Below are 13,572 nucleotides of genomic sequence, written 5' to 3'. Positions count from 1 at the left end.
CGCATGGGCGAAGCGCGTTCCCGGAGGACGCGACGGACGGAGAATGCTCGCGATAACCCTGGTCGACCGCATCGGCAGCGGCCTGTGGGCATCCGTCTCCGTCCTCTACTTCACCTACGTCTCCGGTCTCTCCATAGCCCAGGTCGGCACCCTCGCCGCCGTCGCCGGAGCCATCGGAATCGTCGGTGCCCCCATAGGCGGCCGCCTCGCCGACCGCTTCCCGCTCACCTACGTCCTGATCGCACTCCAACTCCTGCGAGCCGTGGCCTCCTTCGCCCTGCTCACCACGGACAACTACGCCCTGCTGCTCGCCTTATCCGCCGCGGGAAGCTTCGGGGACCGAGCGGCAAGTGTGCTCACCAAGCTCTACGCCACTCGCATCTCCGGACCGGACCGTGTCCGCTACCAAGCCGTCAACCGAACCGTCGCCAACGCGGGCTGGGCCATCGGCGGCCTCGCCGCCGCGGCAGCCCTCGCCTTCGGCACCACTGCGGCATACCACTGGCTGCTGGCCGGCGACGCCGTCTCCTTCGTCGGCGCCGCACTCCTCACACTCCGCTGCGGCGCGCCACCGTCGCCCTCCCGCACCATCACCACGTCGAAAGACCGGAAAGAGACGGCTACGGCGACCAGCCCGCCCACCCCCTGGCGCGACCGGACCTACCTGGCCTACGTCCTGACCGAAACCGTTCTCTTCCTCGACGACGCGGTCTTCAAGGTCGGCCTGCCCCTGTGGATCGCGCACGCGAGCAACGCACCACACGGCCTCGCACCCCTGCTGATGGTCCTCAACAACGTGATGGTGGTGGCCCTCCAGGTCCCCCTGGCCCGGTTCGGCGCAACCACGCCAGCGGCGCGCGCCCTCCTCATCCCGCTCTCCGCCGCTTTCGCTCTCGGCGGCATCACCCTGGCGCTCTCGGCCAACGGAACAGCCGCCACCGCCACGCTGCTCCTCACCGCCTCGGCCGCCGCCTTCACCACGGCCGAGATGCTCCACGCCACCATCTCCTGGGAACTGTCCGTCGCCCTCGCCCCGGACAGCGCACTCGGCGCCTACCTCGGCGCCCATGGCCTGGCCCAGTCGGCCCAACGCAGCATCGGACCACTCGCGGTCACCGCGGCCATCGCCACCGGCCCCGTCGGCTGGGCGGCCTTCGGCGCGACCATCGCCCTGACCTGCCTGATTCAGCACCGACTGGTCCGCGACCACCTCGTCCGGACGCCGTTGTCAGTGCCGCCGGTTACTGTGAGTGAGCATTGATCGACTGCACTCAGGGGGAACCATGTCCTACACCGACAACCAGACGATGCGACGGGTCCTGCGCCGCGAAATCGCCGGCACCATCGGCCTGCTGACCGACGAGCAGGACTTCCGGTCCATGCGGCGCTACCGCAGCTTCGCCTTCGACGACCACACGACATATCTCCAACAGGTCGAAGCCCTCCTCAGGACACGTGCCTCCCAAGGCAGCCACACCACGGTCGCGCTCTTCGACCCGCAGGAGTACGCCGACTACTGCGCGGACACCGGCCTCGACCCCGACGTCCCCTCAAGCCGCACCCGCTTCACAGCCGAACTCGCGACCACAGGCCCCACCGTCCCCTACGACGGCCAACCCCTGGCCGACCTCGTCCCGGCCCTCGTCGACGAAGCCGTCCGCCAAGCGACATGGGAGTACGCCACCACACTCCTCGCCCGCCTCGGCGCCTGCCCGACCTGCGGCGAGGACATCGGCCGGGCAGCCTTCGTCCGCGCGTCGAGTCTCCTCGTCCGCATCCTCGACACAGCCCCACGGGGACACCGCCACCTCGTCTGCAGTGTCACGGGAGCTCCGGAAACACTCGTCTCCGTCCTCCACGCCGACGAGGACACCAGCGGCACGACAGAACTCGACGAGGCCGAAGCCCTCGAATTCACCACCGTCCTCGCCCTGGGGATCGCCACCCAGAGCCCGGGCGGACTCGTCATGCGCACCAGCGCTCCCGGCACCACCGACCGCATCTACGGCTGGCGCCTGCGCGGAAACGGCCTCGAACCCCTCACCGCCGGCGAGGTCTTCGACGCCTACTGCACGGACATCGAATCCGGCGACCTGATCTCACCGGAATCCGACGTCGACTACTGCGTGCCGCCAGACCTCGAAGAGGAACCGGCGCCGGGGCACAACCACTGAACACAGGAGGGGCGCCCCACCCACAGGTGGAGCGCCCCTCAAGATCGGCCAACGACCGAACCGGTCCGACACCTACTCGCCGGACAGCACCGCCTGAGCCGCGTTGCGCGCCTCTTCGGCGCTGTCCGCAGCCCGCGCGGCCGCTGCCGCCCGCTCGCACTGCGCCAGCGTGTACTTGGCCAGTGTCGCCCGGACATAAGGAATCGAGGCCGCTCCCATGGAGAGGGAGGTGACACCAAGACCGGTCAGCACACACGCGAGCAATGGGTCGGACGCGGCCTCACCGCAGACACCACAGCTCTTGCCCTCGGCCTTCGCCGCCTCGGCGGACAGCGCGACCAGATCGAGCAGCGCGGGCTGCCAAGGATCCTGAAGCCGGGAGACCGCACCCACCTGACGGTCGGCGGCGAAGGTGTACTGCGCCAGATCGTTGGTCCCCAAGGAAAGGAACTCGACCTCCTGCAGAATCGAGCGCGCCCTCAGCGCGGCCGACGGAATCTCCACCATCGCACCGAACTTCGCCTGCAGTCCGGCCTCACGGCACGCGTCCGCGAACGCCTTGGCATCGGCACGGTCCGCCACCATCGGCGCCATGACCTCAAGGTAGACCGGCAGCCCCTCGACAGCCTTGGCGAGCGCCGTCAGCTGCGTACGCAGCACTTCGGGATGGTCGAGCAGCGACCGCAGACCCCGCACACCCAGCGCCGGGTTCGGCTCGTCGGCCGGGGTCAGGAAGTCCAGCGGCTTGTCCGCGCCCGCATCCAGCACACGGACGACGACACGGCCCTCGGGGAAGGCCTCAAGAACCTGCCGATAGGCCTCGACCTGCTTCTCCTCGGACGGAGCACTCTTGCTGTCGTCCAGGAAAAGGAACTCGGTACGGAAGAGCCCCACACCCTCGGCCCCGGCCTCGACCGCGGACGGCACATCCGAGGGACCGCCGATATTGGCGAGCAGCGGCACTTTGTGCCCGTCGGAGGTGGCACCGGGACCCGTGGAGGCGGACAGCGCGGCCTTCCGCGCGGCCGCGGCTGCCTCCATCTCTGCCTGCTTCTCGGCACTCGGGTTCACGAAGATCTCGCCGGTGCTCCCGTCCACCGCGATCACCGTGCCCTCGGCGAGCTCGCCGGCCCCCGGCAGCGCGACCACGGCCGGCACACCGAGCGCCCGCGCCAGAATCGCGCTGTGGCTGGTAGGCCCGCCCTCCTCGGTGACAAAGCCGAGCACCAAGGTTGGATCCAGCAGAGCGGTATCGGCGGGTGCAAGATCACGAGCAATAAGGACGTACGGCTCGTCGCTGTCCGGAACACCGGGCATAGGCACCCCGAGCAGCCGGGCGACGATACGATTCCGCACGTCGTCCAGGTCGGCCACACGACCGGCCAGATACTCACCGGCACTCGCAAGCAGAGCGCGGTAGGCGGCAAAGGCGTCGTACACGGCACGCTCGGCAGTACTGCCGACTGCGATACGCCGCTCCACATCCAACATCAGCTCGGGGTCCTGGGCCATCATGGCCTGCGCCTCGAGCACCGCCTGGGCTTCGCCCCCCGCCAGATTGCCGCGTGCAATCAGGTCGGCCGCCACAGCTTCCACGGCCTGGCGGGCGCGCCCCTGTTCGCGCTCCGCATCCTCCGTCGGAATTTGCTTGGCAGGCGGTTCGAGCACCGCCGTCCCCATGTGCCGAACCTCGCCGATCGCCACACCGTGGCTCACGCCGACGCCTCGCAGCGTTGTCTCCATCTCACCCGTCTCCGATAGTGCGGCGGGTCCCGCCGCCGCGGTGGTTGTCCTACTTGCCGTCACCTGACGGCACTTACGTCACTTCCAGACGAAGAGGCTGTCGCCGGCCTTCACATCGCCGTCGTCACGGAGGTCGGAGAGCGACTCGGCCGTGGCTTCGAGCGCCACGACCGGGCAGACCGCGGACTTGCCCGCGGCCTCGACGGCAGCCGGGTTCCAGCGCACCACGGCCTGGCCGCGGGTCACGGTGTCGCCCTTGCTCACGAGCAGCTCGAAGCCCTCGCCGTTAAGCTGCACGGTGTCGATACCGAGGTGGGTGAGCACACCGTGCCCCTGCTCGTCGACGACGACGAAGGCGTGCGGGTGGAGGGAGACGATGACTCCGTCCACGGGGGCGACGGCCTCGGAAGGTTCACGTACGGGGTCGATCGCGGTGCCGGGGCCGACCATGGCCCCGGAGAAGACCGGATCCGGCACCGCTGCCAGTCCGATTGCGCGTCCTGCAAGAGGGGACGTCACGGTGGTCATGGGAAGCCTCCCAGGGGCGGAGATGTAAACGGGCCGTCACTGCCTGTCCCGGACGGCGAACTGTTCAGCAGGGTATGTCATATGAAGTCCCGGTTCCGCACGAGAGCTCCCGAATAGAGGTCTAGACCACCTCGTCAATCGATTTGCACCCGCTCCGGAACCCCATGTAGAGTCGTACTCCTGCTTGAGGCTGAGCGATGCGATCAAGCGTCGTTGCCTGGCAGCACCCAACTTGTCAGATCCTATCTCGGGATCGCCTTCTGCATGCCTGCAGGACGGTGGTCAGGGGGACGGAAAAACACTGATAGAGTTTGGAACACCGAAGGGAAGCGCCCGGAGGAAAGCCACGAGAGATTCTCTCGGGTGAGTACAAAGGAAGCGTCCGTTCCTTGAGAACTCAACAGCGTGCCAAAAATCAACGCCAGATATGTTGATACCCCGTCCATCGGATTCTTCCGGTGGCGAGGTTCCTTTGAAGAAAACACAGCGAGGACGCTGTGAACGGCCGGGCTTATTCCGCCTGGCTGTTCCGCTCTCGTGGTGTACACCGGATTACCGGTAAACATTCACGGAGAGTTTGATCCTGGCTCAGGACGAACGCTGGCGGCGTGCTTAACACATGCAAGTCGAACGATGAACCGCTTCGGTGGGGATTAGTGGCGAACGGGTGAGTAACACGTGGGCAATCTGCCCTGCACTCTGGGACAAGCCCTGGAAACGGGGTCTAATACCGGATAACACCATCTCGGGCATCTGGGATGGTTGAAAGCTCCGGCGGTGCAGGATGAGCCCGCGGCCTATCAGCTTGTTGGTGAGGTAGTGGCTCACCAAGGCGACGACGGGTAGCCGGCCTGAGAGGGCGACCGGCCACACTGGGACTGAGACACGGCCCAGACTCCTACGGGAGGCAGCAGTGGGGAATATTGCACAATGGGCGAAAGCCTGATGCAGCGACGCCGCGTGAGGGATGACGGCCTTCGGGTTGTAAACCTCTTTCAGCAGGGAAGAAGCGCAAGTGACGGTACCTGCAGAAGAAGCGCCGGCTAACTACGTGCCAGCAGCCGCGGTAATACGTAGGGCGCAAGCGTTGTCCGGAATTATTGGGCGTAAAGAGCTCGTAGGCGGTCTGTCGCGTCGGATGTGAAAGCCCGGGGCTTAACCCCGGGTCTGCATTCGATACGGGCAGACTAGAGTGTGGTAGGGGAGATCGGAATTCCTGGTGTAGCGGTGAAATGCGCAGATATCAGGAGGAACACCGGTGGCGAAGGCGGATCTCTGGGCCATTACTGACGCTGAGGAGCGAAAGCGTGGGGAGCGAACAGGATTAGATACCCTGGTAGTCCACGCCGTAAACGGTGGGAACTAGGTGTTGGCGACATTCCACGTCGTCGGTGCCGCAGCTAACGCATTAAGTTCCCCGCCTGGGGAGTACGGCCGCAAGGCTAAAACTCAAAGGAATTGACGGGGGCCCGCACAAGCAGCGGAGCATGTGGCTTAATTCGACGCAACGCGAAGAACCTTACCAAGGCTTGACATACGCCGGAAAGCATCAGAGATGGTGCCCCCCTTGTGGTCGGTGTACAGGTGGTGCATGGCTGTCGTCAGCTCGTGTCGTGAGATGTTGGGTTAAGTCCCGCAACGAGCGCAACCCTTGTTCTGTGTTGCCAGCATGCCCTTCGGGGTGATGGGGACTCACAGGAGACCGCCGGGGTCAACTCGGAGGAAGGTGGGGACGACGTCAAGTCATCATGCCCCTTATGTCTTGGGCTGCACACGTGCTACAATGGCAGGTACAATGAGCTGCGATGCCGTGAGGCGGAGCGAATCTCAAAAAGCCTGTCTCAGTTCGGATTGGGGTCTGCAACTCGACCCCATGAAGTCGGAGTTGCTAGTAATCGCAGATCAGCATTGCTGCGGTGAATACGTTCCCGGGCCTTGTACACACCGCCCGTCACGTCACGAAAGTCGGTAACACCCGAAGCCGGTGGCCCAACCCCCTTGCGGGGAGGGAGCTGTCGAAGGTGGGACTGGCGATTGGGACGAAGTCGTAACAAGGTAGCCGTACCGGAAGGTGCGGCTGGATCACCTCCTTTCTAAGGAGCACTTCTCACCGACTCCGGTTGGTCAGAGGCCAGTACATCGGCGTACGTCCGATGCTGGTTGCTCATGGGTGGAACGTTGATTATTCGGCCGGGTTCACGGGTCGGAGGCTGCAAGTACTGCCCTCGCAAGAGGGCGTGGAAAGCATGATCTCCGGGCGGGACCGGGTCGGGCACGCTGTTGGGTGTCTGAGGGTACGGCCGATGAGGCTGCCTTCAGTGCCGACCCCGGTAAAGCACCACGCTAGGTGGTGTGTGACGGGTGGTTGGTCGTTGTTTGAGAACTGCACAGTGGACGCGAGCATCTGTGGCCAAGTTTTTAAGGGCGCACGGTGGATGCCTTGGCACCAGGAACCGATGAAGGACGTGGGAGGCCACGATAGTCCCCGGGGAGTCGTCAACCAGGCTTTGATCCGGGGGTTTCCGAATGGGGAAACCCGGCAGTCGTCATGGGCTGTCACCCATACCTGAACACATAGGGTATGTGGAGGGAACGCGGGGAAGTGAAACATCTCAGTACCCGCAGGAAGAGAAAACAACCGTGATTCCGGGAGTAGTGGCGAGCGAAACCGGATGAGGCCAAACCGTATACGTGTGAGACCCGGCAGGGGTTGCGTGTGCGGGGTTGTGGGATCTCTCTTTCACAGTCTGCCGGCTGTGAGACGAGTCAGAAACCGTTGATGTAGGCGAAGGACATGCGAAAGGTCCGGCGTAGAGGGTAAGACCCCCGTAGTCGAAACGTCAGCGGCTCGTTTGAGAGACACCCAAGTAGCACGGGGCCCGAGAAATCCCGTGTGAATCTGGCGGGACCACCCGTTAAGCCTAAATATTCCCTGGTGACCGATAGCGGATAGTACCGTGAGGGAATGGTGAAAAGTACCGCGGGAGCGGAGTGAAATAGTACCTGAAACCGTGTGCCTACAAGCCGCGGGAGCGTCGGGCAAGCACTTGTGCTTGCCTCGTGACTGCGTGCCTTTTGAAGAATGAGCCTGCGAGTTTGCGGTGTGTTGCGAGGTTAACCCGTGTGGGGAAGCCGTAGCGAAAGCGAGTCCGAACAGGGCGATACAGTAGCGCGCTCAAGACCCGAAGCGGAGTGATCTAGCCATGGGCAGGTTGAAGCGGAGGTAAGACTTCGTGGAGGACCGAACCCACCAGGGTTGAAAACCTGGGGGATGACCTGTGGTTAGGGGTGAAAGGCCAATCAAACTCCGTGATAGCTGGTTCTCCCCGAAATGCATTTAGGTGCAGCGTCGTGTGTTTCTTGCCGGAGGTAGAGCACTGGATAGGCGATGGGCCCTACCGGGTTACTGACCTTAGCCAAACTCCGAATGCCGGTAAGTGAGAGCGCGGCAGTGAGACTGTGGGGGATAAGCTCCATGGTCGAGAGGGAAACAGCCCAGAGCATCGACTAAGGCCCCTAAGCGTACGCTAAGTGGGAAAGGATGTGGAGTCGCAGAGACAACCAGGAGGTTGGCTTAGAAGCAGCCACCCTTGAAAGAGTGCGTAATAGCTCACTGGTCTAGTGATTCCGCGCCGACAATGTAGCGGGGCTCAAGCGTACCGCCGAAGTCGTGTCATTCCAGCATGAGGGCCAACGCCCGCTGGGATGGGTAGGGGAGCGTCGTGTGCCGGGTGAAGCCGCAGCGGAAGCTAGTGGTGGACGGTTCACGAGTGAGAATGCAGGCATGAGTAGCGATACACACGTGGGAAACGTGTGCGCCGATTGACTAAGGGTTCCTGGGTCAAGCTGATCTGCCCAGGGTAAGTCGGGACCTAAGGCGAGGCCGACAGGCGTAGTCGATGGATAACCGGTTGATATTCCGGTACCCGCTGTGAAGCGTCAAACATCGAGCCCATTAATGCTAAGGCCGTGAAGCCGCCCTGATCTCTTCGGAGTTGAGGGGAGTGGTGGAGCCGCCGGCCCAAGGTGGTAGTAGGTGAGTGATGGGGTGACGCAGGAAGGTAGTCCAGCCCGGGCGGTGGTTGTCCCGGGGTAAGGGTGTAGGACGTCAGGTAGGCAAATCCGCCTGGCACATAGTCTGAGACCTGATGCCGAGCCGATTGTGGTGAAGTGGATGATCCTATGCTGTCGAGAAAAGCCTCTAGCGAGTTTCATGGCGGCCCGTACCCTAAACCGACTCAGGTGGTCAGGTAGAGAATACCGAGGCGTTCGGGTGAACTATGGTTAAGGAACTCGGCAAAATGCCCCCGTAACTTCGGGAGAAGGGGGGCCATCACTGGTGAGGGGACTTGCTCTCCGAGCTGGGGGTGGCCGCAGAGACCAGCGAGAAGCGACTGTTTACTAAAAACACAGGTCCGTGCGAAGCCGTAAGGCGATGTATACGGACTGACGCCTGCCCGGTGCTGGAACGTTAAGGGGACCGGTTAGTCACTCTTCGGGGTGGCGAAGCTGAGAACTTAAGCGCCAGTAAACGGCGGTGGTAACTATAACCATCCTAAGGTAGCGAAATTCCTTGTCGGGTAAGTTCCGACCTGCACGAATGGCGTAACGACTTCTCGACTGTCTCAACCATAGGCCCGGTGAAATTGCACTACGAGTAAAGATGCTCGTTTCGCGCAGCAGGACGGAAAGACCCCGGGACCTTTACTACAGTTTGATATTGGTGTTCGGTTCGGCTTGTGTAGGATAGCTGGGAGACTTTGAGCTCTGGACGCCAGTTCAGGGGGAGTCGTCGTTGAAATACCAGTCTGGTCGTGCTGGATGTCTAACCTGGGTCCGTGATCCGGATCAGGGACAGTGTCTGATGGGTAGTTTAACTGGGGCGGTTGCCTCCTAAAGAGTAACGGAGGCGCCCAAAGGTTCCCTCAGCCTGGTTGGCAATCAGGTGTTGAGTGTAAGTGCACAAGGGAGCTTGACTGTGAGACCGACGGGTCGAGCAGGGACGAAAGTCGGGACTAGTGATCCGGCGGTGGCTTGTGGAAGCGCCGTCGCTCAACGGATAAAAGGTACCCCGGGGATAACAGGCTGATCTTCCCCAAGAGTCCATATCGACGGGATGGTTTGGCACCTCGATGTCGGCTCGTCGCATCCTGGGGCTGGAGTCGGTCCCAAGGGTTGGGCTGTTCGCCCATTAAAGCGGTACGCGAGCTGGGTTTAGAACGTCGTGAGACAGTTCGGTCCCTATCCGCTGCGCGCGCAGGAATATTGAGAAGGGCTGTCCCTAGTACGAGAGGACCGGGACGGACGAACCTCTGGTGTGCCAGTTGTTCTGCCAAGGGCATGGCTGGTTGGCTACGTTCGGGAGGGATAACCGCTGAAAGCATCTAAGCGGGAAGCCTGCTTCGAGATGAGTATTCCCACCCCCATGAGGGGTTAAGGCTCCCAGTAGACGACTGGGTTGATAGGCCAGATCTGGAAGCCCGGTAACGGGTGGAGGTGACTGGTACTAATAGGCCGAGGGCTTGTCCTCAGTTGCTCGCGTCCACTGTGTTGGTTCTGAAACCACGAACAACCCCGTTGTCACGGTCACGGCAGCGGTGCGGTATTCACAGTTTCATAGTGTTTCGGTGGTCATAGCGTGAGGGAAACGCCCGGTTACATTCCGAACCCGGAAGCTAAGCCTTACAGCGCCGATGGTACTGCAGGGGGGACCCTGTGGGAGAGTAGGACACCGCCGAACTCCTTTTATAGCTCCGGCTCTTGGGCATCATGCCCGAGAGCCGGAGCTTTTTTGCGTTGGGGTAAGGTCAGGGGGCATCGTTGGCTCGTTTCCCACAGGAGGCCCCCGGGTGGAGGTCCAGGAGACCCGCGTCCAGACAGAGCGGGTGCTCACCATCCCGAACATCCTCAGCATGGCGCGCCTTGTCGGCGTACCCGTGTTCTTGTGGTTGATCCTCAGGCCCGAGTTCGGAGGCCCCAAGAGCGACGGCTGGGCGCTCCTGGTGCTGATGCTGAGCGGGATCAGTGACTACCTGGACGGCAAGCTCGCGCGACGCTGGAACCAGATCAGCAGTCTCGGCCGGCTCCTCGATCCGGCCGCGGACCGGCTCTACATTCTCTCGACTCTGGTCGGACTCACCTGGCGCGAGATCCTGCCCGTCTGGTTGACCGCTGTACTGCTGGCGCGAGAGCTGGTTCTGTTGGTGGTGGTGGGCATCCTCAGGCGTCATGGCTATCCGCCGCTGCAGGTGAACTTCCTGGGGAAGGCCGCTACGTTCAACCTGATGTACGCCTTCCCCTTGCTGCTGCTCAGTGACGGAAGTGGATGGCTCCCCTCACTCGCTGCTATTTTCGGATGGGCGTTCGCCGGATGGGGTACAACGCTCTACTGGTGGGCAGGAGTGCTGTACGTGGTACAGGTCCGCCGCCTCTTGCGTGCGGACGCCATGGCCGACTGAGCTCGCCGATTGGCGGCCACAGTGGCTCGATGGCCCGCTTCGGAAAAATGCGGGACAATCTTGACGGGTGAAGTCGGCTAGACCGTCGTCTCTTAGAGGAGGACGCTTCCGACATGAAGGCCGTCGTGATGGCCGGAGGCGAAGGCACACGCCTTCGTCCCATGACCTCAAGCATGCCCAAGCCGCTCCTGCCCGTGGCCAACCGCCCGATCATGGAGCACGTCCTGAGGCTGCTCAAAAGGCATGGGCTCAACGAGACCGTCGTTACTGTCCAGTTCCTGGCTTCGTTGGTCAAGAACTACTTCGGTGATGGCGAGGAGCTCGGGATGGAGCTCTCTTATGCCAACGAGGAGAAGCCACTCGGTACCGCCGGAAGTGTCAAGAACGCCGAAGAGGCGTTGAAGGACGATGCTTTCCTTGTCATCTCCGGTGATGCCCTGACCGACTTCGACCTCACCGAGCTGATCAATTTCCACAAGGAGAAGGGTGCGCTCGTCACCGTCTGTCTGACGCGCGTGCCCAATCCGCTGGAATTCGGCATCACCATCGTCGACGAAGAAGGCAAGGTCGAGCGCTTCCTGGAGAAACCGACCTGGGGGCAGGTTTTCTCGGACACCGTGAACACCGGCATCTACGTCATGGAGCCCGAGGTCTTCGACTACGTCGAGGCCGATGTGTCCGTCGACTGGTCCGGCGATGTCTTCCCGCAGCTGATGAAGGAGGGCAAGCCGGTCTACGGCTATATCGCCGAAGGGTATTGGGAGGACGTCGGCACGCACGAGAGCTATGTGAAGGCTCAGGCCGATGTGCTGGAGGGCAAGGTCGACGTCGAGCTCGACGGGTTCGAGATCTCGCCGGGCGTGTGGGTGGCCGAGGGCGCCGAAGTGCATCCTGATGCCGTGCTGCGGGGTCCGCTCTACATCGGCGACTACGCGAAGGTCGAAGCGGGTGCCGAAATCCGTGAGCACACCGTCATCGGCTCGAACGTCGTCGTGAAGACCGGGGCCTTTCTGCACAAGGCCGTCGTGCACGACAACGTGTACATCGGGCAGCACAGCAATCTGCGAGGCTGTGTCATCGGGAAGAACACCGACATCATGCGCGCGGCCCGGATCGAGGACGGCGCGGTCATCGGTGACGAGTGCCTGATCGGTGAGGAATCGATCGTTCAGGGCAATGTGCGGGTCTACCCGTTCAAGACCATCGAGGCCGGCGCCTTCGTCAACACCTCGGTCATCTGGGAGTCCAGGGGACAGGCGCATCTCTTCGGTGCGCGTGGTGTGTCCGGGATCCTGAACGTGGAGATCACGCCTGAGCTGGCGGTGCGGCTGGCCGGCGCCTACGCGACCACGCTCAAGAAGGGCTCCACGGTCACCACGGCCCGGGACCACTCCCGAGGAGCGCGCGCGCTCAAGCGGGCGGTCATCTCCGCACTCCAGGCCAGTGCCATCGACGTACGAGACCTGGAGAACGTACCGCTGCCCGTTGCCCGGCAGCAGACCGCGCGGGGCAGTGCCGGCGGGATCATGATCCGGACCTCGCCAGGGGTGCCCGACTCGGTGGACATCATGTTCTTCGACGGGCAGGGCGCCGATCTGTCGCAGGCCAGTCAGCGGAAGCTGGACCGGGTGTTCGCGCGGCAGGAGTACCGGCGTGCGTTCCCCGGTGAGATCGGGGATCTGTACTTCCCGGCGAGCGTGTTCGACTCGTACACCGGGTCGTTGCTGCGGAACGTGGACACGACCGGGATCGCCGAGTCGGGGCTCAAGGTCGTCGTCGACGCGTCCAACGGGAGTGCCGGGCTTGTCCTGCCCAGTCTGCTGGGCAAGCTCGGTGTCGACTCGCTGACCATCAATCCAGGGCTGGACGAGTCCAGGCCGACGGAGACGGCGGATGCGCGGCGGTCCGGGATGGTGCGGCTGGGCGAGATCGTGGCGTCCGCGCGGGCCGCGTTCGGGGTGCGGTTCGACCCTGTCGGTGAGCGGCTGTCGCTCGTCGACGAGAAGGGGCGGATCATCGAGGACGACCGGGCGCTGCTCGTCATGCTCGATCTGGTGGCCGCGGAGCGGCGCAGCGGGCGGGTGGCGCTGCCGGTGACCACTACGCGGATCGCCGAGCAGGTTGCCGCGTATCACGGGACACAGGTTGAGTGGACCACCACCTCGCCCGACGACCTGACGCGGGTCGGGCGTGACGAGGCGACCATCTTCGGTGGCGACGGGCGCGGTGGGTTCATCGTGCCGGAGTTCAGCAGCGTCTTCGACGGCTCGGCGGCCTTCGTACGGCTCATCGGGCTGGTGGCGCGGACGCAGCTCACGCTCAGCCAGATCGACGCGCGCATTCCGCGGGCGCACGTCCTCAAGAGGGACCTGGCGACTCCCTGGGCGGTCAAGGGTCTGGTGATGCGGCGGGTCGTCGAGGCGGCCGGGGATCGCTTTGTCGATACGACCGACGGTGTGCGGGTCGTGGAGACCGACGGGCGCTGGGTGATGGTGCTGCCCGACCCGGCCGAGGCGGTCACTCATCTGTGGGCCGAAGGACCCGATGACGCCTCCGCGCAGGCCCTGCTCGACGAGTGGGCGGCGATCGTGGACAGCGCCGGTCACTGAGCACGCTGTACGCGCGCGTGCCGGACAGATGTCCTCAAGGGGGCCTGTCCGGCACGCCGG

6 protein-coding genes and 3 rRNA genes are annotated in these 13,572 nt (G+C 63.5%); 7 read left to right on the top strand and 2 right to left on the bottom strand.

The genetic code is table 11. The features are described from left to right. Window positions 1-43 precede the first annotated feature (43 nt). Entirely contained in the window at window positions 44-1,261 is a 1,218-nt protein-coding gene (locus AC5DRG_RS08675; protein ID WP_491809408.1) for an MFS transporter, read from the top strand. 22 nt (window positions 1,262-1,283) lie between these two features. Beyond that, a complete protein-coding gene (locus AC5DRG_RS08670; RefSeq protein ID WP_491809407.1) occupies window positions 1,284-2,174 on the top strand; it encodes a DUF8829 domain-containing protein in 891 nt (296 codons plus the stop codon). A gap of 72 nt (window positions 2,175-2,246) precedes the next feature. Here AC5DRG_RS08670 and ptsP read toward each other — a convergent pair whose 3' ends face one another. Both ptsP and AC5DRG_RS08660 read right to left on the bottom strand, forming a co-directional pair. Further along, the gene (gene ptsP, locus AC5DRG_RS08665) at window positions 2,247-3,917 is read right to left on the bottom strand and encodes a phosphoenolpyruvate--protein phosphotransferase (protein WP_491809406.1); all 1,671 of its coding nucleotides are present in this window, start codon (window positions 3,915-3,917) and stop codon (window positions 2,247-2,249) included. Window positions 3,918-3,995: 78 nt separating this feature from the next. Continuing rightward, entirely contained in the window at window positions 3,996-4,445 is a 450-nt protein-coding gene (locus AC5DRG_RS08660) for a PTS sugar transporter subunit IIA (RefSeq protein WP_491809405.1), read from the bottom strand. Window positions 4,446-5,010: 565 nt separating this feature from the next. Between AC5DRG_RS08660 and AC5DRG_RS08655 the strand changes: the two genes are divergently transcribed. The 5 genes from AC5DRG_RS08655 to AC5DRG_RS08635 all read left to right on the top strand — a co-directional run bounded on the left by AC5DRG_RS08655 (window position 5,011) and on the right by AC5DRG_RS08635 (window position 13,512). Continuing rightward, a 16S ribosomal RNA gene (locus tag AC5DRG_RS08655) occupies window positions 5,011-6,538 on the top strand. 315 nt (window positions 6,539-6,853) lie between these two features. Further along, window positions 6,854-9,975: ribosomal RNA gene (locus AC5DRG_RS08650) — 23S ribosomal RNA — on the top strand. Window positions 9,976-10,068: 93 nt separating this feature from the next. Then, a 5S ribosomal RNA gene (gene rrf, locus AC5DRG_RS08645) occupies window positions 10,069-10,185 on the top strand. The 16S, 23S and 5S rRNA genes sit together here, the layout of an rRNA operon. 109 nt (window positions 10,186-10,294) lie before the next feature. Next, window positions 10,295-10,903, top strand: a complete 609-nt coding sequence (gene clsA, locus AC5DRG_RS08640) for a cardiolipin synthase ClsA (protein ID WP_491809404.1) — start codon at window positions 10,295-10,297, stop codon at window positions 10,901-10,903. A 113-nt stretch (window positions 10,904-11,016) separates the two neighbouring features. After that, complete coding sequence (locus AC5DRG_RS08635) at window positions 11,017-13,512, top strand: sugar phosphate nucleotidyltransferase (RefSeq protein WP_491809403.1); 2,496 nt, start codon at window positions 11,017-11,019, stop codon at window positions 13,510-13,512. The last annotated feature ends 60 nt before the right edge of the window (window positions 13,513-13,572 follow it).

This window comes from Streptomyces sp. JLBG701 (genome assembly GCF_058544905.1).
This window is presented reverse-complemented; position numbering and strand designations above follow the sequence as displayed.

Excerpts from the sequence above, each read along its gene's own strand:
- AC5DRG_RS08675 (WP_491809408.1), top strand. The coding sequence starts at position 44 with ATGCTCGCGATAACCCTGGTCGACCGCATCGGCAGCGGCCTGTGGGCA.
- AC5DRG_RS08670 (WP_491809407.1), top strand. The coding sequence starts at position 1,284 with ATGTCCTACACCGACAACCAGACGATGCGACGGGTCCTGCGCCGCGAA.
- ptsP (WP_491809406.1), bottom strand. The coding sequence starts at position 3,917 with ATGGAGACAACGCTGCGAGGCGTCGGCGTGAGCCACGGTGTGGCGATC.
- AC5DRG_RS08660 (WP_491809405.1), bottom strand. The coding sequence starts at position 4,445 with ATGACCACCGTGACGTCCCCTCTTGCAGGACGCGCAATCGGACTGGCA.
- AC5DRG_RS08635 (WP_491809403.1), top strand. The coding sequence starts at position 11,017 with ATGAAGGCCGTCGTGATGGCCGGAGGCGAAGGCACACGCCTTCGTCCC.